Below are 26,516 nucleotides of genomic sequence, written 5' to 3'. Positions count from 1 at the left end.
CTATTGTTGCCAAACATTGAGCCCGTTCTTATCTACTATTTTCAGTAGTTCTGTCAGCTCAGTCCCATCAGGGAGTTGTAAACTTGGTGCGATTTCAGCAAGCGGGTAGAGTACAAACTCTCGTTCTTTCATTCCATAATGAGGAACGATTAAGCGCTCTGAATCGATCACCTCATTGCCGTATAGCACAATGTCGAGATCCAAGGTTCTTGGTCCCCAACGTTCGTCTTTACGGACGCGCCCTTGCTCTAGTTCGATCTTTTGAGTGCAATCAAGCAGTTCAATTGGCGTTAATTCGGTTTGGATAGCGACTACCGCGTTGATGTAGTCTGGTTGATTTTGCGGTCCCATTGGGGTGCTACTATATAGCTGAGAGGTCGCAATAAACGTTGATCGCGGTAGGCTTTTTAGCGTTTCGATAGCCAAATTTGCTTGGCTAACTGGGTCGGCAAGGTTGCTGCCGACCGCAATGTAAGCAGTTATCATTCGGATTGCTTACTCTTTTTGTTTCGGTAAGTCTTACGGCGACGATGGCCTGACTTTGATGGTGCTGCAACGTCGTTAGCCATTGCTTGACGCATGTTGCGACCCGCAGTCTGATAACGCTCCCACCATTTTGCTAACTCTTTGGTTTCGCCACCTTCAATCTCACCACGCATTTCTAGGAAATCGTAGCCTGCACGGAATTTGTTTAATTCCATTAGACGAACAGCGCGTTTACCGTTGCGACGAGGCAGTCGAAGTTGCAGTTGCCAAACTTCGCGAATGGTTGCTGTGTGACGACGAGGAATCGCAATAGACTTTACTTGCTGATCTAGAATGATGTTACTCGCTTCCATGATCGCATCGTAGTGTGCCATACCCTGTTCAGCGACAAGTTTGTCTGCCAGCTTGTTCATTGGGTACCAAAGCATCGCTGCGAACATGAATGCTGGGTTTACTCGCTTACCATCTTCGATGCGAAGGTCGGTTGAATCGAGAACCAAATCAAGCATCTGCTCTGTGTGTGAGTCGTAATCTTCGGTGAAGTGCTCCGCTACCGTTGGGAACATCTGTTGGAATAGATTGTACTCGCGCATCAAGTGGTAGGTTTCTAAACCGTGACCTGATTGCAGTAATTTCAGAGACTCTTCGTAAAGGCGCGCTGCTGGGATATCTCTTAGAAGGTGAGCTAACTCTTCAATCGGGTCAGCCGTGTCTTCTTCGATGTCGAAATCCAGTTTAGCGGCGAAGCGCATTGCACGTAGCATACGTACTGGGTCTTCGCGGTAACGCGTTTCTGGATCGCCAATCAGGCGGATCAGTTTATCTTCTAAATCTTCTACACCACCCGCGTAATCGTGGATGCTGTAGTCTGCAATGTTGTAGTACATCGCGTTGATTGTGAAATCACGACGCTCTGCATCTTCATCAACACTGCCGTACACGTTATCGCGAAGTAGCATGCCTTCTTTCGATTGTGCAGAAACGTTCTTCGATGGTTCTTGGTGGTGACCACGGAAAGTTGCCACTTCAATGATGTCGCGACCAAACATGATATGTGCCAAGCGGAAACGGCGACCGATAAGACGACAGTTTCTGAAGAGGTGTTTGATTTGCTCTGGCGTTGCGTTGGTCGCAATATCAAAATCTTTTGGCTGAGAGCCTAATAAGATATCGCGCACACCACCACCGACTAGAAATGCGTCAAAACCCGCACCATTCAGGCGATATAGCACTTTTAGTGCGTTGTCGCTGATCTGCTTGCGTGAAATATTGTGCTCTTGACGAGTATAAATATTCAGAGCTAATTCGTGGAATCCGCGTTGTTCGCTTGGGGTATTGTCGTTTGTATTCATTAGTTTAGAACAAAGTAGGTATCGCCAACTTTGTTTTTCTCTTAGTCCAAAGTGGTAGTGCAGAGTTTAATTGCGGCTAATAATAGCTTAGCGCGAGCCATTTGAGAACATCGTCTGCTTAACCACAGTGGTTGGTTATGGCATTTTTATGTGTCGTTTTTGCTATTTGCCGTGAGTTTCGAGCTAATTACAGTGCTCTTTTTGTAAACTATCAGGTAACTGACTGACGTTCCATTGTTGGCAGCCCCACAATAAAATCTCATCCATTGAAGCCTCATAAAGGGCCGTCGGGATATCAAAACCTAAGAATCGCATCGCGTTGAGTAACGTTGGTTTTGGGTTGTCTAGATCTATCGCGGTGGCATGGTTCTGTTTTGACAGTTTATTCCCCAAGCCATCGGTTGCCAATGGTAAGTGCAAGTAGCTCACTGTTTTTTGCTTGAGCGTCTTATACAAACTGATTTGTCGACCGGTGGGTTCTATCAGATCTGCGCCTCTTACGACTTCTGTTACTCCTTGTTCGATGTCATCAAGGACAACGGCCAAGTTATAGGCAAACAATCCATCTCTGCGTTTAATAATAAAATCTTCTACAGCTAGTGCTTTAGGGATTTGAATGGTGCCGTGGCGAACATCATCAAAGGACTCCACTGGAAAGTCCATGCACAAGCGCACCGCCTGTTCGCCTGAATCGATTAAGCCTGCATCTCGACAATGACCATTGTAAAAACCGCCCAAAGCCTTTATCTGCTTGCGGGTGCATTGGCAGTAGTAGGCTTGATTGTCAGCAACCCATTGATCGATTTGAGCTTGATACAAGTCATGACGTTGGCTTTGATAGACGACTTCACCATCCCAAAATAGATGGTAAGCCTCAAGCGTCTTAAGAATGAGGTCTGCAGCGCCGGCCATTTCTCTTGGTGGGTCGAGGTCTTCCATACGAACTAACCATTTTCCTTGGTTAGATTTCGCTTGAAAGTAGCTACCAAGAGCAGCAACAAGTGAGCCAAAATGAAGAGGACCTGACGGTGATGGTGCAAAGCGCCCGATATAATTCATGAGTGAACAACCTAATCTAAATGGTACCGCAGTAGCCGATTCTTAAGACGTTTGACAAGAGCTTTAATGCCTAGAACTAAGCTTCAATCTATAGAACAAGGTTTGATGTATAGAACTAAGGCTTAAAGCTGCTATTTACTATCAAGCGTGTGAAATACTTCGCTTGGATAACAAACAAAAAAGGGAGCCAAGGCTCCCTTTCTTTACATCTGCAAGAATTAACCTTGCATCTGTTTTTCTTTGATCTCTGCAAGTGTTTTACAGTCAATACAAAGATCAGCAGTTGGACGAGCTTCAAGGCGACGAATGCCAATCTCGATACCGCAAGAATCACAGAAGCCGAAATCGTCTTCTTCGATCTTGTCTAATGTCTTCTCAATTTTTTTGATAAGACGACGTTCACGGTCACGGTTACGTAACTCTAAGCTGAATTCTTCTTCTTGAGAAGCACGGTCAACTGGGTCTGGGAAATTCGCTGCTTCGTCCTGCATGTGGTGCACAGTACGATCAACTTCTTCCCTGAGCTGGTTGCGCCAAGCTGCTAAAATTTTTGTAAAATGTTCCGTTTGCTCAAGTGACATGTACTCTTCACCTGGCTTCTCTTGGTACGGTTCAACACCTGCGATGGCTAGGATGCCTAGCGCTTTTTTCTTAGATTCTGGCATACAGCATCTCCTATTTACACCTAGTCAACTGCAAAGCAGCTAATTTTAAGGCGGGTATCTATAGCAGAAAGAACGAATGGTGGCAAATACTCTTATTCAAACTTGCAATCAATGTGATTAGTTCAGCATCTTTGCTTAGCTATTGATAAATTCAACAGCTTGTTTTAGTTGTATTTGAGTACTGCTGAGCTCTGCTTTATAGCAAAGCACTTCAACTCCAGCGTCTTGTGCTTGTTTTAGTAATAACGAATATTTGGCGTCTATATGGTGTGCCGCAGACACTTTTTCAATACCTGAATGTAAAACAGTGAATAAAAGTACGGCTCTATTTCCAGATTCGACCATTTCTGTGAGTTCACGCAGATGTTTTTGGCCTCTGGTTGTGACCGCATCAGGGAAAAAACCTTGCCCTTTAGTTGACGTTTCTTGCTCGTCGAGCAAAGTGACGCTTTTCACTTCGATATAGCAAGGCGGCTTTTCGTTATCTTCAAGCAGAATATCAATGCGACTATTCTCACTGCCATATTTCACTTCGGTTCGTAACGCGTTATAACCTAAGAGTTCAACTATAGTCCCATTTTCAATTGCTTCCACTGCTAGCTGGTTTGCCCGCGCAGTATTTACACAAATACGATGACCTTTGTCTGTTTCTGAGATCTCCCAGCTGTTTGGGTACTTTCTCTTTGCATTATCGGAGGTTGAGTACCACACCGTATTGCCAGGAGTCGCACATCCTGTCATCGCTCCAGTGTTAGCGCAGTGGATAGTGCGCTCGCTACCGTCTGGAAGTTGGATGTCAGTGAGAAAGCGTTTATAGCGTTTAATAAGAGTCGCTGGCTCTAATGGAGGATTGAAGTGCATATTACTTATTTAGACAGGTAGGTTTTTATGTACAATGTTGCCAACATTACACCACAAGGTTCTCCCATTGCCACAACTGCCCATAGAAGCTGTGATGCCAGATCTGCTCGCTGGCTTAGAAACACACACTCAACTTATTCTAAAGGCCGCTCCCGGTGCGGGTAAGTCAACATTCTTCCCTTTACAGTTAGTTAAGACCAACGCCGTTCAAGGCAAAATCATCATGCTTGAACCGAGGCGTTTGGCTGCAAGGAATATTGCTACTTACTTAGCGAGCCAATTGGGAGAAAAGGTGGGAGAGAGCATTGGCTTTAGAGTTCGTGGTGAATCTAAAAGCAGCAGTGCGACTCGCTTAGAGATTGTTACTGAAGGGATCATGACAAGAATGATCCAAACCGACCCTGAATTAACTGGGGTTGATATGGTGATCTTTGATGAATTTCACGAGCGCAGTATTCACGCCGATACCGCATTGGCGTTTAGCTTAGAGATCCAAGAGGCGTTGCGTGACGATCTGAAAGTGGTAGTGATGTCGGCAACTTTAGATCAACAAGCTCTGCAAACTTTGCTGCCGAATGCCAAATACGTTGAATCACAAGGTCGCACCTTTCCGGTCGATTTCCGTTATCAGCCTCTTAACGCAAATGAATATCTAGCCCCTAAAATGGCTAACGTGATTCGCTCTCTGATGGAGAAAGAGTCAGGCTCACTTCTGGCCTTTTTGCCGGGCGTTTCTGCGATTAAGCAGGTGGAATCTCAACTAGAACAATTCGCCAATGATATCGATGTGTGTCCTCTGTATGGGCAACTCAGCTTTTCTCAACAGCAGAAAGCGATCGCGCCATCAGAGAAAGGGCGTCGAAAGGTGGTGTTAGCGACCAATATTGCTGAGACTTCTTTGACGATTGAAGGTATTCGATTGGTGGTTGATTCTGGGCTTGAACGTGTGGCGAAGTTCGATCTGAAAACCGGTATTACTAAGCTTGAGCAAGTGAAAATCTCGCAATCTTCAGCTGAACAACGAGCGGGCCGTGCGGGACGAATTGAAGAGGGCTTGTGCGTTCGTTTGTACAGCGAAACGCAGCTGATGCAGCAACCAGCTATACCAGAACCTGAAATTCTTCATTCTGATTTGTCTTCGCTGGTGTCTGAATTGACGCAATGGGGCGCTGCGAGTGCTGATGAACTGCAATGGTTAGACGTTCCACCCAAAGCTTCTATCGGGCAAGCCAAGCAACTCTTACAGACTCTTGAATTGTTAGACGATAATGGTCAATTTACGGCATTAGGAAAACAGGTCCAACGTTTAGGTCTAGAGCCTCGTATTGCCAGCATGTTGGTTAAAGCGCAGCAAGGTAGTCCTGCTCTGTTGAATGTCGCGATTGTTGCTGCTGCTTTGCTGGAAGAGCCGGAGCGCAATGTGACGGATATTCAACACTCTTTGCATCGACTTAAGCAAAGAAAACATTCCAAAAATAGCGTTGTGATGCAGCGAGCGAAAAGTCTCGCGAGCAAACTCAATCATCACTTAGATTTGTCACAAGCTGACGAATCATTGCTACCATTAGTGCTTTGTTTTGCCTTCCCAGACCGGATTGCACAAGTGAGAAGCGCGACCAGCAGTGCTTTCCTTTTGGCGAATGGCCACGGTGCTGAGGTTCGTGATGATGATCCACTGGCGAACAATAACTATATCGTAGTGATTGATTTGATGCGCAGCACAGGGCGAGCCAGTCAGATTTTCTTAGCCACCGCGGTTGATATCGCACAGTTAGAAGCTGAATTTCCAAAACTGTTTGTGCGTTCCGATTACGCCGATTGGGATGAGAAACGTGGCCGTTTAGTTGCTGAGCAGCGTGTATCTCTGGGCAAGTTGATTATCAGCACCAAAGCTTTACCTGATCCCGATGCGAATCAGGCGAGCCAAGCGCTGCTCAATTATGTCGCTCGATGTGGGTTGGATCGCTTAAATTGGACAGCTTCGGCTAAGCAGTTGGTTGAGCGTGTACGCTGTGCAGAGCTTTGGATGCCTGAGCATGATTGGCCAGCGATGGACGATGCGAGTTTGATTGAACACCTTGATGAGTGGCTATCTCCCTATCTGAATGGCATTAAGTCGGCAAAAGGACTGTCTAGTGTTTCGATTGAGCAAGCATTGTCGGCTTATCTTGGTTGGCCTTTGAATCAAGAAATCGACCAATGGTTGCCAACGCACTATCTGATGCCAACAGGCAGCAAGAAGGCCATTCGTTATCAATATCAATCTGAACCAGTGATCTCAGTGCGAATGCAGGAAGTCTTTGGCGAACAAGACTCGCCATTGATCGCGCAAGGGCGTAAAAAAGTAGTGCTTGAGCTCCTTTCTCCAGCACAGCGACCACTACAAATTACTCAAGATTTAGCTGGCTTTTGGGCTGGCGCGTACAAAGAAGTACAAAAAGAGATGAAGGGCCGTTACCCAAAACATCCTTGGCCGGATGACCCTGCTAACCATGTAGCAACCACTAAAACTAAACGACAGTTGAATCGATGATGACCAAAATGTTAACGCCAAAAAAGGCACCACCTAAAAAAGCGCCAGCAAAGAAGTCACCAGCGACCAAAGCCAAGCCAAGAAAACCAAGAGCGGCTGCGAAAAAGACCAAACCTAAGGCTAAGAAATCTGGCAAAAGAGGTTGGTTGAAGATCCTATGGGGCATTTCTTGGAAAGCGGGCTTAGCGCTTGCGGCATTGCTGTTGTTCGTCGGTATTTATCTTGATTCTGTGGTCAAACAGCGCTTTGAAGGTCAGCTGTTTGATTTGCCAACCGTGGTTTATGCGCGAGTGCTAGACCTGTCTCCGGGAACTCCGGTGAGTTTGGTTCAGGTTAAGAATGAGCTCGATGTACTTAATTACCGTAAGGTGAACGCGCCTCGTCACCCAGGCGAATACTCTTCTTCTTCGACCAAGATTGAAATGATTCGTCGTCCGTTCGAGTTTGTTGATGGACCGGAAGCGGATCGTCATGTGATGCTGCACTTCAATGGTAACGAATTAACTCGCATTCAGTCGCTGGAGAAGAAAGGCGACATGGGCTACCTGCGTGTTGAACCGAAAATGCTTGGCATGCTTGAGAAAAGTAACGATGAGCAGCGCCTGTTCTTAAAACGCAATCAGTTCCCAGAAGTGATGGTTGATGCCTTACTGGCAACCGAAGACCGAAACTTCTATCAACACGATGGTGTGTCGCCACTGGCCATCGCTCGTGCAATGGTCGTTAACGTCAAAGCTGGGCGAACGGTACAAGGTGGTAGTACGCTGACACAACAGTTGGCAAAAAACCTGTTCCTGTCCAGTGAACGTACATTGTGGCGTAAGGTTCGTGAAGCCTACATTGCACTTATCTTAGACCATCGTTACAGCAAAGACCGTATCCTAGAGGCTTACTTAAATGAGGTTTATCTTGGACAGAATGGTGGGCAAGCGATTCATGGCTTCGGTTTAGCGTCTCGTTTGTATTTTGGTCAACCTATTCAAGAGCTGCGCATCGATCAGCTAGCACTGCTGGTGGGTATGGTGAAAGGACCGTCGTATTACAATCCGGTTCGCTATCCTGAGCGTGCTAAGACTCGACGCGATCTGGTTCTTCGCTTATTGATGCAACAAGACATCTTAACTCCGCGACAATACGAAGAGGCGGCGAGTCGTGATTTGGATATTCAAGACAACCCACGCATTGCTAGCCGTCAGCCCGCTTATTTCCAACAAGTAAACATTGAGCTTAAGAAGTATGTCGGCGATCGATTTGAGGCGAAAAAAGGGATTCGAGTCTTTACCTCTCTGGATCCGGTATCTCAAGACAAGTTAGAGAAGTCGATTGCTCGTAAGGTGCCTGATTTATCGAAAACCGCAGGTAATAAGCTGGAAGCAGCAGCTATTGCCGTGGATAGAAATACCGGTGAAATCCGGGCGATGGTCGGTGGTAAGCGTACTGGCTACGATGGCTTTAACCGTGCCTTGAACGCGAGTCGCCCAATTGGTTCTTTGGTCAAGCCTGCAATTTACTTAACCGCACTAGAGCAGCCTCAGAAGTACACGTTGGCGACAACATTGAAAGACACGCCACTGAGCTTGAAAGGCAGTAAAGGTAGCGTGTGGAGCCCGAGAAACTTCGATCGTAAGTTCCGTGGCGATGTGCCTTTGTATGTGGCGCTTTCTAAGTCTTACAACGTACCTACTGTTCGTTTAGGCATGCAATTGGGCATTGATAGTGTCTCGGATACGATTGGAAAACTGGGGGTCGATAAAAATGAGATTCGCCCAGTGCCGTCGATGTTTTTGGGTTCGTTCTCACTGACTCCGTTCCAAGTTGCGCAGATGTATCAAACCATTACCAATTCTGGGCGTATAGCACCTTTGTCTGCGCTTCGCTCAGTTGTTGATAACGATGGCGAGGTTCTGTATCAGTCGATCCCTCGTGTATCACAAAGCGTTGACCAGCAAGCCGCTTGGCTTACAACCTATGCAATGAAACGTGGCGTGTCGGAAGGCACGGGCCGTTTCCTACAAGGTCAGTTTGCATGGGCAGGGTTAGCTGGTAAAACTGGCACTAGTAATGACAGCCGAGACAGTTGGTTCGTGGGCGTAGATGGCCGTGAAGTGACGACCATCTGGCTAGGACGTGATGATAATAAGCCGACTAAGCTTACTGGTTCGAGTGGTGCGTTACGTGTTTATGCCGATTATCTCAAACAGAGAACACCCGAGCAGTTATTACTGCCTTGGCCGACAGGAATTGTCACCGCTAACTTTACTCGAACTTCTGAAGGGGCTTTAGAGTTTGATTGTGATGGTGCAGTTAAACTGCCACTTTGGGATGAGGGTGGAAACATTAAAAAGGGCTGTGAAAGTCAACCAAAACAGTGGCTAAAGAAGCTTTTCCAGTGGTAAAGTCGTAACAAGAAAGAATGACAAGGACAGTTAAAATAATGATTTCTCGTTGGTTAGTGAGTGGCTTAGGTGTTGTCGGTACTGTGATCAGTTTTCAGCTGTTTGCATCCACCGCGACACAGATTGATCAATCTCAGCAGGCTGAACAAGCTCATAAAAGGCCAACCGTTGCTGTCGTTCTTGCTGGTGGTGGGGCAAAAGGTGCAGCTCACATTGGTGTGCTTAAAGCTCTAGAAGAGATGCAAATCCCGGTTGATTACATTACCGGTACCAGTATGGGCTCATACGTTGGTGGTCTTTATGCGACAGGGATGAGCGCAGACGAGATCGAGAGCTTTATTTATACGGTTGATTGGAATCGCGGTTATCGTGATCGCGTTAACCGTAGTGATCGCCGTGTACGTGACAAAGAATATGAAGACCGCTACCAACTGAACACCGATCTCGGCTTAGGTTGGGGCGAAATCAAAGCAAGGAAAGGGGTGGTGCAAGGCCAGAATATGTTGCGTATTCTGCGTGAGACCACGGGTAATCTATCCTCATTCGATTCTTTCGACCATCTTGCTATCCCATACCGTTCAGTCGCAACTGACATTATCGAACTTGAAGAGGTGGTCATCGATCATGGCCACCTTGTTGATGCCATGATGGCGAGTATGTCAGTTCCCGGCGCGCTTCCCCCTTATGACCTCGATGGTCGAATGCTGGTTGATGGTGGTGTCACCAATAACATGCCCGTCGACGTAGCCAGAGCGATGGGTGCAGACATCGTCATTGCGGTGGATATCAGTACCAACTACAAAGGCAAAGATGATTTCACGAATTTTCTAGCCGCAGCTGACCAACTCTCTAATTATCTTGTTCAACGCAGCACCCAAGAGCAAGCTGAAACTTTAACAGACGATGATGTCTTCCTGCGCCCAGATGTTGGGGAAATGGAGACGACAGAATTTGATAAAATGCCATCGGCTTTCCTCGCGGGCTATGAAGCTGCTAAGCAGCATACTGATGAACTTTCTAAGCTATCTCTCTCAAATGCCGATTATCAGCATTATATCGAGGACAAACAAAAAGCGCGCAGACAGCTAAAACACGGCGATAAGACCGTCGTTGACCGAGTTGTTATCAATAACAATACCCACTATTCCGATAAGCTGATCGAAAACCGTTTAAACCTTGATTCAGGTGAGATTCTGAAGACCAGTGAAATTGAATCTAAAGTACAAGACCTCTATGCGCTAGATAGATTCGAGTTGGTGACTTATGAATTTGACACGGTAGATGGCGAGGAGCAACTGCTGGTCGATGTGAACGAAAAATCTTGGGGGCCAAACTACCTCAACTTTCGATTCTTTCTTGAAGATGATTTCTCTACTACAAGCCAATACTCGCTCGGTGTCTCAGCCAACTTTACTGATATTAATAAGCATGGTGCAGAGCTAAGAACCAATATCGAGATGGGAACGGACAAGCGAATTGAAGCGGAACTATACTCGCCATTCTTTTCGAGTCAAAAGCTGTTTACTTCGGCATCGGTTGTTTACAGCAAAGAGAACAGAAACCTACCCGCAGATATTGATGATATTGAAGAACCGACACTGGACGTAACGAAAGATTATCTCCCTATGACGTATAGTGAATATGTCGGTGAATTGGCATTAGGCTATCAACCAACCTTGTGGCAGGAGCTGACATTTGGTGTTCGTTATACAGATGGGGATGTTGAGGTTTCTTCGTTACCTTCATTGGGCAGTGGTGGCTACAAGCGTATTGGTGGCTTCATGGGTTACCGACTGGATACTTTGGATAATTTCAGCTTACCGACCAAGGGTTACTTTGTCGATTTAGAGTACCTCGTTTCTCATGATGATTTTGATAATGACAGCTCTCTTGGTGAATCGGATTTAACGTCTGAGAGTGATACGGTTTATGAGTTTTCGGCCAATTTCATGGCAGCAAAGAGTATTGAGAAGCATACTTTAGTCGCAAAGCTGGATTACGGTATTGTAGAGAGCAAAAATTCGATTTTCCCTATTGATCCCAAAGAGCTTGGTGGCTTCTTAAACCTGTCAGGTATTCCAAGGAATAGTATGATTGGTCAGAACTTGGCTTACACCAGCCTTATTTATCGTTATAAGTGGTTTGAAAATGACTTCGGCCTTTTTAAATCACCATTCTACGTGGGCGCATCCATTGAGCATGGTGGTGTTTGGTCGAACAATGATTTGAGTATTGATGAAGCGCCAATGTACACCGCGGGTTCTGTTTTCGCGGGTGTTGATTCTCCAATCGGGCCGATCATTTTAGCTTATGGCCGAACCGAAGATAATTTCGATTCGGTGTATCTGATTGTAGGTACGTCCTACAAATAATCATGCGCAGAGTCGCCATTTAAGTGCGTAATTAGGCAAAAATAGTGGGACTTTCGTCTTAACTTGCTATGTTGGTCAAAATGATAAGATTTTAATTTAACGTTAAATTTGCTATTCTACCGCCCACAGTTTGGCCTCTATGACGCCGCTCATCAATACAAATTGAATGACAAAAATGGCAATGGAGAGCCAAGTTTCCAAGGATGTTCACTTCTTTATTTTACTAACAATTATGAAGGGAAGAAGTGAACCGCAATGAGAGGAAAAAAGTCGTGCTTGAAGCCTACCGTAAACACGTCGAAGAACGTGCTGCCGAAGGAGTTGTTCCAAAACCACTAGATGCTGAGCAGGTAGCTGGCCTAGTTGAACTTCTGAAGAATCCACCTCAAGGTGAAGAAGAAATCATTCTTGACCTACTAGAAAATCGCATTCCACCGGGTGTAGATGAAGCTGCTTACGTAAAAGCTGGCTTCCTTACGGCTATCACTAAAGGTGAAGTAGCTTCGCCACTAGTAAGCAAAGCAAAAGCTGCAGAACTGCTTGGTACCATGCAAGGCGGTTACAACATCGAATCTCTAGTATCTCTACTAGACGATGCTGAGCTTGCTCCAATCGCTGTTAAAGCGCTATCTCATACTCTACTGATGTTCGATGCGTTCTATGACGTAGAAGAGAAAGCGAAAGCTGGCAATGCTGCTGCACAACAAGTACTTCAATCTTGGGCTGATGCTGAATGGTTTACAGCGAAAGATAAAGTAGCAGAAAAAATCACAGTAAAAGTATTTAAAGTCACTGGTGAAACGAACACCGATGACCTATCTCCAGCGCCTGATGCATGGTCACGTCCTGACATCCCAGTACACGCGAAAGCGATGCTGAAGATGGAACGTGATGGCATTACTCCTGATGAACAGGGTAGCGTTGGTCCAATCAAACAAATTGAAGAAATGCAAAAAGATGGCATTCCACTGGCTTACGTTGGTGATGTTGTTGGTACAGGTTCTTCACGTAAATCGGCAACAAACTCAGTACTTTGGTTCATGGGTGAAGATATCCCATTCGTACCAAACAAGCGTACTGGCGGTGTTTGTCTTGGTGGTAAAATTGCACCAATCTTCTACAACACAATGGAAGATTCAGGCGCACTACCCATTGAACTGAACGTACAAGACATGAACATGGGCGATATCATTGATATCTACCCGTACGAAGGTGTTGTTCACAAGAACGGTTCTGTGATTTCAAACTTTGAGCTAAGCAAAGTACTTCTTGATGAAGTGCGTGCTGGTGGCCGTATTCCACTGATCATCGGTCGTGGTCTAACGGGTCGTGCTCGTGACGCTCTAGGTCTAGCTGAAACGGATCTGTTTGCTAAACCAATCGATCCATCTGCATCTGATAAAGGCTACACGCTAGCTCAGAAGATGGTTGGTAAAGCATGTGGCGTTGAAGGTGTTCGTGCTGGTCAGTACTGTGAACCTAAAATGACGACAGTCGGTTCTCAAGATACGACCGGTCCTATGACTCGTGATGAGCTTAAAGATCTGGCGTGTCTTGGTTTCTCTGCAGACCTTGTAATGCAGTCTTTCTGTCACACATCGGCATACCCTAAACCAGTCGATGTAAACACTCACCATACGCTACCTGATTTCATCATGAATCGTGCGGGTGTTTCACTTCGTCCGGGTGATGGCGTTATCCACTCATGGCTAAACCGTATGCTTCTTCCTGATACTGTAGGTACAGGTGGTGACTCGCATACTCGTTTCCCTCTAGGTATTTCATTCCCTGCGGGTTCTGGCTTGGTAGCATTTGCTGCAGCAACAGGCGTTATGCCTCTTGATATGCCTGAATCTATCTTGGTTCGCTTTAAAGGTGAAATGCAACCGGGTATCACGCTACGTGACCTAGTACATGCCATTCCTCTTTACGGCATCAAGCAAGGCCTACTAACGGTAGAGAAAGCCGGTAAGATCAACGAATTCTCTGGTCGTGTACTAGAAATTGAAGGTGTTGAGCACTTATCTGTTGAGCAAGCATTTGAGCTTTCTGATGCATCTGCTGAGCGTTCTGCTGCAGGTTGTACCGTTAAGCTTTCTGAAGAGTCTATCTCTGAGTACTTGAACTCGAACATCGTGATGCTGAAGTGGATGATCGCTGAAGGTTACGGTGATGTTCGTACGATTGAGCGTCGTATTACAGCAATGGAAGAGTGGCTAGCTAACCCTGAGTTGCTGTCTGCTGATTCAGATGCGGAATACGCGCACGTTATCGAGATTGACCTTGCTGATATCGATCAACCAATCCTATGTGCACCAAACGATCCAGATGATGCTCGTCTTCTATCTGACGTTCAAGGCACAGAGATTCAAGAAGTGTTCATCGGTTCTTGTATGACCAACATCGGCCACTTCCGTGCCGCTGGTAAGATGCTTGAAGAGTTCAATGGTTCTCTAAACACTCGCCTATGGGTTGCTCCGCCAACGAAGATGGATAAAGACCAACTGACAGAAGAAGGCTACTACGGCATCTTCGGTCGTGCTGGGGTACGTATCGAAACTCCTGGCTGTTCACTATGTATGGGTAACCAAGCTCGTGTTGCTGATGCTTCGACGGTTATGTCGACGTCAACGCGTAACTTCCCGAACCGCTTAGGTAATGGCGCGAACGTTTATCTGGCTTCTGCTGAGCTTTCTGCTGTTGGCGCGATTCTAGGTCGCATCCCAACGAAAGAAGAGTACTTAGAGTACGCTGAGAAGATTAATGCAACGGCTGCTGATACATACCGTTACCTGAACTTCCATAAAATGGGTCAGTACACGGAAAAAGCAGACACGGTTATCTTCCAAGAGCCTGCGTAACGTCTGATTTTGTTGTAAATATAATTAAGGCCGCTGTGAATAGCGGCCTTAATTGCTTTTAGCATACAGCGAAAATTGCTTTTAGCTTACAGAGAGCTCGATTAGTGCTTAATCGTATACATTGCTGCAACATTGCGAGCAGTAAGTTCAATATTTTCAGCCGCTTCAGCCAAAGCTGTCGGCAAGTCTACTGAACGGTTCACTACCGCAAATACCGCGTCGATACCATGCTCATGAACCACACCACAATCACTGGCTAGACAGCCGGCAATACCGATGACAGGCAGTTTATGTTTTTTGGCTGTGCGAGCGACACCAATCGGTGTTTTGCCATGAATGGTTTGGCTATCAATGCGCCCCTCTCCTGTAATCACAAGATCAGCATCTGAGACTATTTCATCTAAATTGACGGCGTCCATTACGATGTTAATACCAGGGCGAAGCTCCGCATTTAACAGGCCAACAAGTGCCGCGCCTAGACCGCCTGCCGCGCCAGCACCAGGGAGATCAATGACATCGACGCCTAACTGGTTTTTCATGATACTGGCATAATGAGCAAGGTTAGCATCTAACAGCTCAACCATTTCTGGTGTTGCGCCTTTTTGCGGACCGAATACCTGTGATGCCCCTTTTGGTCCGCATAATGGATTATCGACATCACAAGCGACCTCTAAGCGTACGTTTTGTAGGCGTGGGTCGAGGTTGGTGAGATCAATGGTTGTCAGTTTTGACAGTTCACCACCACCAAACACCAGCTCGTGACCCTCTGCATCTAGCATACGAATGCCTAGCGCTTGAGCCATTCCTAAGCCACCATCATTGGTCGCACTACCACCAATGCCAATAATAATATGCTCAACACCTTTATCTAATACGGCTTTGATCAACTCACCCGTACCATAGGTAGTGGTTTTTAGTGGATTACGTTGTTCTGGAGAGACTAAATCTAGGCCGGAAGCGGCCGCCATTTCAATAATGGCAGTTTTACCGTCACCGAACATACCGTAGAAGCCTTCGACAATTTCACCTAATGGACCAATCACTGGATGTTGGATGATAGAGCCATTGGTCGCATCCACCAGAGATTGTACTGTGCCTTCACCACCATCAGCCATTGGTAATTTTACGTATTCGGCGTTTGGTATTAGCTGTTTAAAGCCATCTTCAATCGCTTGAGCAACGCCCATTGCTGATAGGCTTTCTTTATATGAGTCAGGAGCAATTACAATTTTCATTTTGATACCTTTAAACTTAAACAAACAGACCAAATACACCGAAGATCATTACTGAGACGAAGGCGATAACAAGACCGACCGCTGACTCATAAGGGATGAGTTTTAGACGTTCATGAATACTCATATGTACCGCACCACCCGTGGCATGGAAGAAGCTACCATGTGGCATATGGTCAAGTACTGTCGCACCAGAGTGGATCATTGCTGCGCCTGCGAGAGCTGGAACACCTAGCTCAAGAATGGTGCTGGCAAATACATTCGATGCCACTACTGTTCCGGCAGTTGTCGATGCGGTTGATAGTGCCATCAGTGCGCCAGAAAACGGAGCAAGTAAGTAAGAAGGCAGCCCAGACATCGTCAGCACTTCAATCAGATCAGCTTTTAGTCCTGAGTTAGCAATGATGCCTGCAATGGTTCCTGTGCCCAGTAGCATTACAGCAACCGGTGCCATACGAGACAAGCCTGAAACCGCAAAGCTATTGGCTTGTTTGAAGCGACCCATAGCCAGTGCACCCAGCAATCCACCCAAGGGTAATGCAATTAGAGGATCAACATTGATATCAGCGAGTGGTCGCAGCGCGAGTAGGGCAATAGCCACTAACGGTGCAACGATTGAAGAAGAAAAGCTTGGCAGTGAACTTTGATCCGCTTTGACCACTTCACTTTCCGCTACTTTTGAACCTTTATTGACGAGGCGCTTTGCCAAGAAGTAGGCGAAAAGCAGCCCAAATAGACCCGGAATCACGCCTGCAGCCATCACAGAGGTTAACGGAACATTGAACGCATCAGCCGCCGCAATGGCATTTGGGTTAGGCGACATGACATTACCTGCTTTACCGCCGCCCACCATCGCCAAAAGGATCGCGGTTTTAGAAAGGTCTGCGCGGCGAGCAATAGCCAGTGCAATAGGAGAAACCGTGATAACGGCCACATCAACGAAAACGCCAACAGCGGTTAAAATCATGGTCGCAATGGCAAGAGCAAGTAAGGCGCGAGTTTCGCCTACTTTTTTGATGATGGATTCTGCAATCGAGGTAGCCGCCCCTGATTCAATTAGTACGCCAGCCAACACACCAGCGGCGAGAATTCGCATCACTGAAGTGACGATCCCTTGGGCACCACCTATCATTAACTCAACGGTTTCGGTGAGAGAAACGCCGCCAACCACGCCGCCAACCAAAGCACCGATGATCATGCCGTAGGTGGGTGGCACTTTTTTAAGGATGAGCGCGATAGCAACAATCAATGCTGAAAGTGCGCCAAGAGTTGAAACTTCAATCATGTTCTATTTCCCAGATAACGATGTGTCATTTTCGGCAAATATAAAGATATAGGGTTGGTAAGTCTTTGTCATTCTCTACAAATAAGTGCTCAAATCGGTCCTTTTAAATTGTGCAGTTGCACATTTTTTAGCTCGACCAGTGGAATAGATTTATTGCAATGTAGAGTTGAAATAGATCGTCTATATTGTTGATATTTAATGATGTTATTTGGTTTATCTTGTCTGTTCGATAGCGTAGCGTATTGCGATGGATATGTAGTTCGTTACAGGTGAGAGCTGAATCACAGTTCTGCTTTAAATATGTCTTCAAAGTTTTGATCAGTATCCCTTTACTGTCCTGTTGTTGAAGATGTAGGTAAGACTGCTCCAGTTGCTCACGAATCCATGGATCTTGTAACAGGCTACTCATAATGGCCGGCAGTCGATAGTCTTGATAGAAAAACATGTCTCCGGGGCGGTTACCGACACTGCGCATAGTGAGCTCAGCGGTATCATATGAGCGTGCTAAACCAGAAAGTCCGGTAAAGTAATCCCCAAGCGCAATCTTGATTTGAAACTTAGCTTCTTTCTTTATTCTTTTGAGTAGCAATTTCACGCGCTTGGCTTCTGCATCCTTGGACCAGCTGTTCCCTATCAGGGTTATAGGCTTGAGTACCACCACTTCGTTTTGTGAAACAGACAAGATACCGACTAAATTATCGCGCTCGGGATATTCAAGTAAATGTACTAATTGCTGTAAGTTTTCCAATGAAGGCGCAGTGTCTCCTATCGGTAACACCTTGACGATGGCGGCAATCCGCGGTTGTGCAAGGTCGAGATCCAGACGCTGTGCGATGGATTGCAGTTGCATGTCATTAAGCGTGCTACCTCGGATTAATTGCAATACCAATTCTTCACGATGCCTCTTATTCCATTCTACTTGAGACATAAGTACAGCTTGTTCAACAATAAGCTCAGCGGTCATCTTCACCAGCTCACCAAAATGATGAACTTGCTGCAGTGTCCCAGAAACCCCAATCGCCCCAATGACATTATCCTGAAATAGAATCGGTAAATTAACTCCAGGCTTAACCCCTTTTAGGTGTTCGGCAGTGGCTTCGTCAATATTAACGACTCGTGATTCGTTGATGGCAAGTACCGCTCCTTCATGTTTTTGGTATAAGCGAGTAGGATCACTGGATCCAATAATGCGACCTTTATTATCCATCACATTAATCGAGTGTGGGATGATCTTCATGGTTCGTTCGACAATTTGTTTGGCAATCATTTCGTTCAACTGCATAGAGCCCTCCTCTTCATTGACTGTGTAGGTTGGATCGTAACGATAAATTCGTCAATACGCTCGTTTCTGACAAGACAATGGTATACTCAGAAATAGTATCGCTTGAGTATTAATGCAGTATAGGTTGAGTTATGGAGTTTGAATTTACTAGAAACACTCTAATGGGTGAATACTATGTGAAATGCAGCATGGGCCATGAGATTGTTGGCCGTTGGCTTCAAGAAGAGATCGGTAAAGATAAGCAAAAATTAGATCATGTGATGGCGTTGATTGAGCAATCTCGACAGGACTTGAGCAATGAAGTGACGTTGCTTGGCAAAGAGATTAGCCTTGCGATTAATGAAGACGAAGTAACGATTCAAGAAAACGTGTTAGCGCATGAGCAAGAGATGGAAGAGGGCAGTGAGTTCGACTTCTATAACTGTGAAAGCCAAGCAAGCTGTGGAATCGACGATTTCGAACTGCTCATCGAACGCTGGATGGATTTTTTAGGTTACTAGTCCTAAGACCTATTTGTTAGTCATTCAGAGCTTTGAAGGCTCCGTTGCCCAAAACTGGAGCAATAAGAGCATCGCGCATTAAGATAGTGAAAAGGCTGCACCATGTTGGTGCGGCCTTTTTCGTTATTACGACCTTATTATCTTCATCTTATTTAAAATCAAGCACTTAACTTTTTGGCACGCTACTTGGATTGTAATAAGAGAATTAACGGATTAAGTAAGAATTTAAGGAACGAATATGAAATTAATAAATGCCATTGTTAAGCCATTCAAATTAGACGATGTACGCGAAGCGCTCTCTGATGTGGGTATTGAAGGTATGACTGTTTCTGAAGTGAAAGGCTTTGGTCGTCAGAAGGGACACACTGAATTGTATCGTGGTGCAGAGTACCAAGTGGATTTCCTACCAAAGGTGAAGCTAGAGATTGCTACCCAAGCTGAGAATGTTGACCGAGTTGTTGAAGCGATTAGCCAAGCGGCACACACCGGAAAAATCGGCGACGGCAAAATTTTTGTGTATGACCTAAGCCAAGCCGTACGAATTCGTACTGGTGAAATGGATGCTGAAGCACTTTAAAGAATTACAAGGACTGGAGACTTTAATATGGAACTTACAACAACAGTAACGGAACTACGTTACGCACTAGACACTTTTTTCTTCCTCATTTCAGGTGCGTTGGTAATGTGGATGGCAGCAGGCTTCGCGATGTTAGAAGCTGGCCTAGTTCGTTCAAAGAACACCACAGAAATTTTAACTAAGAACATCTGTTTGTACGCAATTGCTTGTACAGCTTTCTTAGTGGTTGGTTACAACATCATGTATGTCGACAACGGTGAAGGCGGTTGGTTGCCATCATTTGGTACTCTAATTGGTACACAAGGTGAAGGCGCAGATCACTCTCTAGAATCAGACTTCTTCTTCCAGGTAGTATTCGTTGCAACAGCAATGTCTGTAGTATCTGGTGCGGTTGCTGAGCGTATGAAGCTTTGGTCATTCCTAATCTTCTCTGTAGTACTAACAGCGTTCATTTACCCTGTTGAAGGTTATTGGACTTGGGGCGGTGGTTTCCTATCAGAAGCGGGTTTCAGTGACTTCGCAGGTTCAGGTATCGTACACATGGCTGGTGCAGCAGCAGCGTTAGCTGGTGTTCTACTACTCGGTGCTCGTAAAGGTAAATACGGTAAGAACGGTGAAATCTACCCGATTCCTGGTTCAAACATGCCACTTGCAACGCTAGGTACATTTATCCTTTGGTTCGGTTGGTTCGGTTTCAACGGCGGTTCTCAACTGATGGTTTCGGATTTTGAGAACGCAACAGCAGTAGGTCAAATCTTCCTTAACACCAACGCAGCAGCAGCAGCAGGCGCAATTGCAGCACTACTAGTATGTAAAACAACTTGGGGTAAAGCAGACCTAACAATGATTCTTAACGGCGCGTTAGCTGGCCTAGTAGCAATCACTGCAGACCCTCTATCACCATCACCTCTATTTGCTGTAGCGATTGGTTCGGTATCTGGTGCATTGGTTGTATTCAGCATCATCGCTCTAGACAAAGCTAAGATTGATGATCCAGTAGGTGCTATCTCTGTACACGGTGTATGTGGTTTCTTCGGTCTAATGGCTGTGCCACTAAGCAACGCTGATGCAACGTTTGGTGCTCAGCTAATGGGTGCAGCAGTCATCTTTGCATGGGTATTCGGTGCTAGCCTAGCAGTATGGGCGGTGCTTAAAGCAACAATCGGTATCCGAGTAACGGAAGATGAAGAACTTGAAGGTATGGACATGCACGATTGTGGTGTCGGCGCTTACCCTGAGTTTGTATCAGTAAAATAATCAACAGTCGTCGCCTAATCTGAATGGGTTAGGTTGGACAAAGAAAGCCCCGCAACTCTTGTTGCGGGGCTTTGTTGTATTTACGGTTGCACAATATATAAACACGAACGTTGAAGTTAGGCTCATTGTTTAAGGGGAACGACAAGACACAAAGTTGAAATGGTTTGTTACAAAAGTGAGAGTTTGAATGGTCTGAGTAGACGGATTTTTTGTTGGTCGTCATTGTAATTATGTTAATGATGAATATAATAACGCAACTGATAGACATTATCATTTCGATATAAAGGATTTTACAATGAAGAAACTGCTAACACTTTCAGCTCTAGCGTGTGGTGTAATTGCCCCGACAGCAATGGCTGCGGAAGAAGTAAACGTATACTCTTACCGTCAACCTTTCCTTGTTGAGCCAATGTTCAAAGAGTTCACAAAAGAGACTGGTATTAAAGTAAACGTTAAGTTTGCTAAAAAAGGTTTAGCAGAGAAGTTAGCTCAAGAGGGTGAATACAGCCCAGCTGACGTTGTCTTAACTGTAGATATCAGCCGTCTATCTGAGCTAACTAAACAAGGTCTAGTTCAATCTGTAGAGAGCGATGTACTTGAAAAGAACATCCCAGCTCAATACCAAGATACAGATAACGAGTGGTTCGCTCTAACAACTCGTACACGTAGCGTTTATTCTTCACGTGACCGTGTTGGTCGTCTAGGTGAAGAGTTCACTTACGAAGATCTAACTAAGCCTGAATTTAAAGGCAAAATCTGTACTCGTAGTGGTAAGCACCCATACAATGTTTCTCTAGTATCTTCGATGATTGCTCACAAAGGTGAAGCTGAAACGAAAGAATGGCTAGAAGGCGTAAAAGCAAACCTAGCACGCAAGCCTCAAGGTAACGATCGTGCACAAGTTAAAGCGATTAAAGAAGGCCTATGTGATGTTGCTCTTGGTAACAGCTACTACCTAGGCAAGATGGTTAACGATAAAGAGCAAAAAGCTTGGGCTGACGCTGTTTACATTAACTTCCCTAACCAAGAGACAACGGGTACTCACGTGAATATCTCTGGTATGGCAATGGCTAAATACTCTCCAAACGAAGAGAATGCCGTTAAGCTAATGGAATTCCTATCGGGTAACACAGCACAAAGCATGTATGCAGAAGTGAACTATGAATACCCAGTGAAAGCTGATGTTAAACCTTCTGAGCTTGTTGCTTCATGGGGCGAGTTCAAAGCGGATACTATTTCTCTAGACGAAATTGCAAACCACCACGCGGCTGCAATCAAGCTATTAGACGAAGTTAAGTTCGATCTATAATTTATTACGGTAGGCTTCGGCCTAAGTAAAATGACAACCTCAAGTCGCCATTTTGGCTACTTGGGGTTGTTTGTTATTGGAAAATCACTTTTTGATACAAAGCACCCCGTTGATCCCTTGAGTTATTAGCATCTCACCTTGAAGTCATTAGAGTATATGGGTATAAATAACCCCACCATTAAAAGGATATGAGATGTATTTGCAAATGCATTTGTGTTTCATTAAGCCTCGTTGTAGTTAGGCGATGAAAGAAAAGAATTATTTATGGAACACCAGTAGCGGCATTATTGCTGTATTACTGGTCTTACCGATCTTAGCGATTTTTACGACGGCTGTTGGAGAAACAGATGAGCTATTTTCTCATCTGATGTCCACAGTGATGCCTACCTATGCCTACAATACGGTGGTTTTAGTCATAGGAACCATGTTCCTGTCTTTAGTTTTTGGTATTCCGTCGGCTTGGGTTATGGCAATGTGCCGTGTTCCGGGAGAGCGTGTTTTGCAGTGGGCACTCGTCCTGCCATTAGCAATGCCAGGCTATATTGTTGGCTATATCTTTACCGATTGGTTCGACTTTGCCGGCCCTGTTCAGGTTCTACTGCGAGATCTTACTGGGTGGGGACCCGGTGAGTATTGGTTCCCAGATATTAGAACCTTATCCGGCGCTATTATTGTTCTGTCTCTCGTTCTCTATCCTTATGTTTATTTGCTGTGCCGCGCGGCATTTATGGAGCAAAACGTCTCCTTATTACAATCTGCTCGTTTGCTAAAATGCTCGCCTTGGGAAAGCTTCCGTCGTATCTCCTTACCACTTGTTCGTCCATCAATGGCGGTCGGTTTATCGCTTGTTGCTATGGAGACCATCGGTGACTTTGGTACCGTGAGTTACTTTGCGGTAAATACTTTAACGACTGCGGTTTATGATACTTGGCTAGGCTACTCAAGCTTAACGGCAGCTGCGAAAATATCGGCAATCATGCTGGTTATCGTGATCCTACTGTTGAGCTCAGAGCGATACAGTCGCCGTAAGCAGAAGCTATTCCAGAATCAGTTCAGCAGCCGCGAAGATTTTCGTTACGACCTTTCTGGTTGGAAAAAATGGCTGGCACTATTCTGGTGCTGGGGATTAGTTTGCGTTGCGTTCTTATTCCCTCTTGGCCAGCTCATTATTTACGCCTACAAATATTTTGCTCAAAGCTGGACCCCTGAATTCAGAGAATATGCCATCAACAGCCTTTACGTTTCGGTAGCTGCTGCAATTATTGGCGTGATTATCGCGATGATTGTTAACTTTAACCAACGCGTTAGTCCGAGTAAGAAAAATCAGGCTTATATGCGTCTCGCTTCGATGGGCTATGCCGTTCCAGGCACCGTGTTAGCGATTGGGGTGATGGTACCTGTTTTGTTCATGGATCACTTGGTCAATGACATTGCGAAAGTGATGGAGTGGGGGCGACCTGGTTTGATCTTCTCTGGCTCCATGTTCGCGCTAATTTTTGCCATGGTCGTACGTTTCTCTGCAGTGGCAATTGGCAGTATTGAAAGCAGCTTGAGTAAAGTATCCCCTTCATTGGATATGGCCTCAAAAACCATGGGTTGCAATACCAATCAGATGTTACGCCGTGTTCATTTACCTTTGATTAAACGTGGCGCATTAATCGCTGGCTTACTGGTGTTTATCGAATCAATGAAAGAGTTGAATGCGGCCTTGCTGCTGCGTCCTTTCAACTTCGAAACATTGGCGACTTATGTTTATAACTATGCCTCAGATGAGCACCTAGAATTGGCGGCGATGCCTGCTGTATTATTGGTGTTGGTGGGTTTAATTCCTCTAATCATCGTAAACCGTTCCTTGGAGCAGAAAAACTAATGAGTTGTGCATTATCAATTAAAGATCTGACTTGTAAGTATGAGTCGCAAACCATTTTGGAAGCGCTCTCGTTAGAAGTTGAGCATGGTGAAATTGTTTGTCTTCTTGGTGCGAGTGGCTGCGGTAAAACGACCTTACTGAAGGCGATTGCGGGCTTACTTCCATTGAGTAGCGGTGTGATGAGTTTGAACTGTCAAACCATTGATGATGGCGAGAATTGGTTGCCACCAGAGCAGCGTAACATTGGTATGATTTTCCAAGATTACGCCCTGTTTCCGCACCTGACGGTAAACCAGAATGTCGGCTTTGGCTTGAAAGACCTTTCTGAGCAGCAAAAGAAAGACAAAGTTCAAGAGATGCTGGAGTTGGTTCACTTAGATGAGTACGGTGACCGCTACCCACACCAACTTTCAGGTGGTCAACAACAGCGTGTCGCTATTGCTCGTTCTTTGGCGTACAAGCCAGACTTGCTACTGTTAGATGAACCATTCTCAAACATCGATACTCAGGTTCGTCATGAGCTGATTTCTCAGATTCGCAAGATTTTTAAGAAGCAGGGTGTTACAGCTATCTTCGTAACTCACAGCCGTGAAGAAGCGTTCGCATTTGCAGATAAAATGGCAGTAATGAACCATGGTGTGATTGAGCAGTATGGTTCGGCATCTGAGTTGTATTTCCATCCTTCAAGTAAGTTTGTTGCAGACTTTTTGGGTGGCGGTAGCTACCTCAATGCACAGCGTATTTCGGAGCATGAATTTGAAACCAGTTTGGGTATGGTTGAAGCCAAACCGCAAACGGAGATTGAGTTCGGCAATACATGTGAGCTTCTGCTAAGGCCCCAGCATATCCAAGCAAGTTACGAGCAAGATAGTGCTATTTCGGTGCTAGAACAGCAATTTATGGGTGATCACTGTCGTTATGTAATCGAAGCGCATGGTCAGAAGTTATTAGCAACCTCGTCAGAAGCACTTGAAGTGGGTATGCCGGTCAACGTAAAAGTCGATACCAAAGGCGTATTGGCTTTTTAAAGAGATATAACGCGATACTAATCGTTACAAGAATCGCGATAAAAAAGCCCAGCACTTTAATCAAAGTACTGGGCAAGAGTTCTTCACTTATAGGCTTTAACAAGGCAGTGATTTGTTAAGTCCCATACAAAACTGCTGCACTCTATAAGCCTATAGAGAGAGGAAGTCTTTCACTTTTTGAAGAACACGTTCTGCAGTGTCTTTATCTTCCATTTCTGCGAAGATTCGCAGTAACGGCTCTGTTCCTGAGAAGCGAGCAATCACCCAGCCGCCATTCTTGAAGTACACCTTGGCACCATCTTCATAGCTGACTCTTTCAATTTCGTATTCAAATTCAGGCAGTTGCTTCTCGACGTAGATCTTAGTGTAGAGCGCTTCTTTCTCTGAAGGTTTAAACTTATAATCGCCTTCTGCGGTGTAGGCATAGCCATATTTAGAGTAAATCTCATCAAGTAATTCAGACAGCTTCTTGCCTGTCACACTGATCATCTCAACCAGTAAGCTTGAAGCAAATACGCCATCCTTACCTTTGATATGACCACGAATGGTTAAACCCCCCGAACTTTCGCCGCCAATCAGAGAGTCATCGGCCTCCATTTGTGAGCTGATGTGCTTAAAGCCTACAGGAACCTCAAAGCTCTTCTCACCATGATCCGCCGCGACTTTATCCAGTAGATGTGTGGTTGCGATGTTACGAACGACAGAGCCCTTCCAACCTTTGTATTCCAGCAAGTAGTAGTAAAGTAGGAGTAGTACTTCGTTAGGGTGAATGAAGTGACCTTTCTCATCGATGATTCCCAAACGGTCAGCATCGCCATCAGTACCAATACCAATGTCATAGCCTTCTGCTGCAACTAAGTGCTTCAAGCGATACAGCGTTGCAGCATTTGGCGACGGCATTAAGCCACCAAAATCTGGGTTTTTGCCATCGTTGATGACGTCGACATCACAGCGACCGTTAATCAGCACGGTTTGCAGAGCGTTTTTCGCCACACCAAACATTGGGTCGATCAGCACGCGTAGATTCGCTTTCTTAATCGATTCAATATCGATGGCATTAATGATGGAATCAACAAAGGCGTTCATCGGGTTGATGATTTCGATCTCTTTGTCATTCAACGCTTGCTCGAAATCGACACGAATAATATCTTCGTTGGTCAGTGTTGCGATTTGCTGTTCGATCTTCTCTGTGATGATCTCATCAGCATCACGGCCACCTTCAATGAATACCTTGATGCCATTGTAATCGGCTGGGTTGTGAGAGGCGGTAATACACGCCGAGTAGGTGCATCCCATCTCTTTTGCTTGGAACATCACGATAGGTGTTGGAACAAACTTATCGATGAAGCTTACTTTGATGTTGTTCGCCGCAAGTACTTCTGCAAACCAACATGCGGCTTTATCGGAAAGGAAACGACGGTCATAGCCGATCACAAACCCATTCTTGGCTGCATCTTCGTTGTTGATGATGTTAGCGAGTGCTTGCGCTACCAAACGGACGTTTTCTCTAGTGAACTCCTCACCAATGAAAGCGCGCCAGCCACCTGTACCAAATTTAATCATTAGAAAATCCTTTTAGTCTCATTGTCTC

19 protein-coding genes are annotated in these 26,516 nt (G+C 45.5%); 10 read left to right on the top strand and 9 right to left on the bottom strand.

Annotated elements, in window-relative coordinates:
- The 5 genes from folK to sfsA form a co-directional block, all read right to left on the bottom strand.
- The gene (gene folK / locus AB6E52_RS00885) at positions 1 to 486 is read right to left on the bottom strand and encodes a 2-amino-4-hydroxy-6-hydroxymethyldihydropteridine diphosphokinase (RefSeq protein WP_004735459.1); all 486 of its coding nucleotides are present in this window, start codon (positions 484 to 486) and stop codon (positions 1 to 3) included.
- Positions 483 to 1,838, bottom strand: a complete 1,356-nt coding sequence (gene pcnB, locus AB6E52_RS00880; protein ID WP_017063249.1) for a polynucleotide adenylyltransferase PcnB — start codon at positions 1,836 to 1,838, stop codon at positions 483 to 485. The genes folK and pcnB overlap by 4 nt, the downstream gene beginning before the upstream one ends.
- A gap of 183 nt (positions 1,839 to 2,021) precedes the next feature.
- Entirely contained in the window at positions 2,022 to 2,897 is an 876-nt protein-coding gene (gluQRS, locus tag AB6E52_RS00875) for a tRNA glutamyl-Q(34) synthetase GluQRS (RefSeq protein ID WP_102319890.1), read from the bottom strand.
- Between the two features lie 218 nt (positions 2,898 to 3,115).
- Entirely contained in the window at positions 3,116 to 3,562 is a 447-nt protein-coding gene (dksA, locus tag AB6E52_RS00870) for an RNA polymerase-binding protein DksA (RefSeq protein WP_017059430.1), read from the bottom strand.
- A 135-nt stretch (positions 3,563 to 3,697) separates the two neighbouring features.
- Positions 3,698 to 4,423: a DNA/RNA nuclease SfsA gene (sfsA, locus tag AB6E52_RS00865; RefSeq protein WP_017066814.1), complete on the bottom strand. Its 726-nt coding sequence runs from the start codon at positions 4,421 to 4,423 to the stop codon at positions 3,698 to 3,700.
- Between the two features lie 34 nt (positions 4,424 to 4,457).
- Between sfsA and hrpB the strand changes: the two genes are divergently transcribed.
- From hrpB to acnB, 4 genes are all read left to right on the top strand, one after another.
- A complete protein-coding gene (gene hrpB, locus AB6E52_RS00860; protein ID WP_102319891.1) occupies positions 4,458 to 6,956 on the top strand; it encodes an ATP-dependent helicase HrpB in 2,499 nt (832 codons plus the stop codon).
- The gene (gene mrcB / locus AB6E52_RS00855; protein ID WP_017063253.1) at positions 6,953 to 9,352 is read left to right on the top strand and encodes a penicillin-binding protein 1B; all 2,400 of its coding nucleotides are present in this window, start codon (positions 6,953 to 6,955) and stop codon (positions 9,350 to 9,352) included. Before hrpB ends, mrcB begins: the two co-directional genes overlap by 4 nt.
- Positions 9,353 to 9,390: 38 nt before the next feature.
- The gene (locus AB6E52_RS00850; RefSeq protein WP_017059426.1) at positions 9,391 to 11,724 is read left to right on the top strand and encodes a patatin-like phospholipase family protein; all 2,334 of its coding nucleotides are present in this window, start codon (positions 9,391 to 9,393) and stop codon (positions 11,722 to 11,724) included.
- 272 nt (positions 11,725 to 11,996) lie between these two features.
- Entirely contained in the window at positions 11,997 to 14,585 is a 2,589-nt protein-coding gene (gene acnB / locus AB6E52_RS00845; protein ID WP_017059425.1) for a bifunctional aconitate hydratase 2/2-methylisocitrate dehydratase, read from the top strand.
- Positions 14,586 to 14,686: 101 nt separating this feature from the next.
- Here acnB and AB6E52_RS00840 read toward each other — a convergent pair whose 3' ends face one another.
- From AB6E52_RS00840 to AB6E52_RS00830, 3 genes are all read right to left on the bottom strand, one after another.
- Positions 14,687 to 15,820, bottom strand: coding sequence for a glycerate kinase (locus tag AB6E52_RS00840; RefSeq protein WP_017059424.1), 1,134 nt, complete (start codon positions 15,818 to 15,820; stop codon positions 14,687 to 14,689).
- Between the two features lie 16 nt (positions 15,821 to 15,836).
- Positions 15,837 to 17,102, bottom strand: a complete 1,266-nt coding sequence (locus AB6E52_RS00835) for a GntP family permease (RefSeq protein ID WP_017059423.1) — start codon at positions 17,100 to 17,102, stop codon at positions 15,837 to 15,839.
- A 127-nt stretch (positions 17,103 to 17,229) separates the two neighbouring features.
- Positions 17,230 to 18,384 carry a sugar diacid recognition domain-containing protein gene (locus AB6E52_RS00830; RefSeq protein WP_102319892.1) on the bottom strand — a complete coding sequence of 385 codons (1,155 nt, stop codon included), beginning with the start codon at positions 18,382 to 18,384 and terminating at the stop codon, positions 17,230 to 17,232.
- Between the two features lie 131 nt (positions 18,385 to 18,515).
- On the opposite strand from AB6E52_RS00830, the gene AB6E52_RS00825 reads away from it, so the two are divergent.
- From AB6E52_RS00825 to AB6E52_RS00800, 6 genes are all read left to right on the top strand, one after another.
- Complete coding sequence (locus AB6E52_RS00825; protein ID WP_019824378.1) at positions 18,516 to 18,884, top strand: YacL family protein; 369 nt, start codon at positions 18,516 to 18,518, stop codon at positions 18,882 to 18,884.
- Positions 18,885 to 19,122: 238 nt separating this feature from the next.
- Positions 19,123 to 19,461: a P-II family nitrogen regulator gene (glnK, locus tag AB6E52_RS00820; RefSeq protein WP_004738200.1), complete on the top strand. Its 339-nt coding sequence runs from the start codon at positions 19,123 to 19,125 to the stop codon at positions 19,459 to 19,461.
- 27 nt (positions 19,462 to 19,488) lie between these two features.
- Positions 19,489 to 20,718, top strand: a complete 1,230-nt coding sequence (locus AB6E52_RS00815) for an ammonium transporter (RefSeq protein WP_017059420.1) — start codon at positions 19,489 to 19,491, stop codon at positions 20,716 to 20,718.
- 295 nt (positions 20,719 to 21,013) lie between these two features.
- Complete coding sequence (locus AB6E52_RS00810) at positions 21,014 to 22,027, top strand: Fe(3+) ABC transporter substrate-binding protein (RefSeq protein ID WP_102319893.1); 1,014 nt, start codon at positions 21,014 to 21,016, stop codon at positions 22,025 to 22,027.
- 244 nt (positions 22,028 to 22,271) lie between these two features.
- On the top strand, positions 22,272 to 23,897 hold the full coding sequence (locus AB6E52_RS00805; protein WP_017059418.1) for an iron ABC transporter permease: 1,626 nt from the start codon (positions 22,272 to 22,274) through the stop codon (positions 23,895 to 23,897).
- On the top strand, positions 23,897 to 24,925 hold the full coding sequence (locus tag AB6E52_RS00800; RefSeq protein WP_017059417.1) for an ABC transporter ATP-binding protein: 1,029 nt from the start codon (positions 23,897 to 23,899) through the stop codon (positions 24,923 to 24,925). Before AB6E52_RS00805 ends, AB6E52_RS00800 begins: the two co-directional genes overlap by 1 nt.
- A 150-nt stretch (positions 24,926 to 25,075) precedes the next feature.
- On the opposite strand, the gene AB6E52_RS00795 is transcribed toward AB6E52_RS00800, so the two are convergent.
- Positions 25,076 to 26,488: a phosphoglucomutase/phosphomannomutase family protein gene (locus tag AB6E52_RS00795; RefSeq protein WP_102319894.1), complete on the bottom strand. Its 1,413-nt coding sequence runs from the start codon at positions 26,486 to 26,488 to the stop codon at positions 25,076 to 25,078.
- Positions 26,489 to 26,516: the final 28 nt, after the last annotated feature.

Source organism: Vibrio sp. 10N.247.311.13 (assembly GCF_041467595.1).
Lineage (GTDB): Bacteria > Pseudomonadota > Gammaproteobacteria > Enterobacterales > Vibrionaceae > Vibrio > Vibrio crassostreae_C.
The sequence above is the reverse complement of the archived record's forward strand: the minus strand, read 5'-3'. Positions and strand labels throughout refer to the sequence as shown.